Origin of the sequence: Streptomyces sp. SID11385, from assembly GCF_010548245.1 — a bacterium.
Classification (GTDB): domain Bacteria; phylum Actinomycetota; class Actinomycetes; order Streptomycetales; family Streptomycetaceae; genus Streptomyces.
In genome coordinates this window covers 1-615 of sequence record NZ_JAAGLR010000239.1, presented here as the reverse complement: position 1 = coordinate 615, position 615 = coordinate 1, and the positions used below count along the sequence as shown (strand labels likewise).

Annotated in this window: 1 protein-coding gene; it reads left to right on the top strand. The window is 78.7% G+C overall.

Annotated elements, in window-relative coordinates; all coding sequences use genetic code 11:
* Positions 1-112 precede the first annotated feature (112 nt).
* Positions 113-615 (top strand): ThiF family adenylyltransferase (locus G3I42_RS07360; RefSeq protein ID WP_203606485.1); only part of this gene is annotated, 503 nt, incomplete at its 3' end.

Sequence of the window (615 nt, the reverse complement as noted above, 5' to 3'; positions counted from 1 at the left end):
TTCCGGGCCCACGGTGCCGCCGCCCGCGGTGGGGCGGCCGCCCGCGCCTTCGTACGCGCGCCCGCAGGCGCCACCCGCTCCCCTGTTCGCGCATCCCACGGTCAAGCCCGCCTTGCGGCGGGCGTGGCGGGACCTGGGGACGGTGCAGTTCGGGATGACGCGCGCCCACGCCTCGCTCCTCGGGCCGCTCGATCCGGGCTCGGCGAGCCTGCTCAGGCTGCTCGACGGTACGCGGGGGCTGCCGCTGCTGTACGCGGAGGGCGCGCGGAACGGGCTCTCCCCCTCGGACGTGGACCGGCTCCTGGACACGCTGGCGGGCAGCGGGCTCCTGGAGGACGCGACGGGCGGGAGCGAGGCGGCGGCGGAGGTGCGGCAGGACGCGGAGCTGATGGATCGCCTGCGCCCCGATCTCGCCTCTCTCGCGCTGCTCGACCGGCGGCCGGCGGGCGCGGTGGAGGCACTCGCCGCGCGGACGGGCGCCCGTGTCCTGGTACGGGGCGCGGGGCGGGTCGGGGCAGCGGTCGCCGCGTTGCTCGCCGCTGCGGGTGTCGGCACCGTGGAGGTCATGGACGGGGGCCGGGTCGAACCGGCGGACGTGTCCCCGGCCGGGCTGCC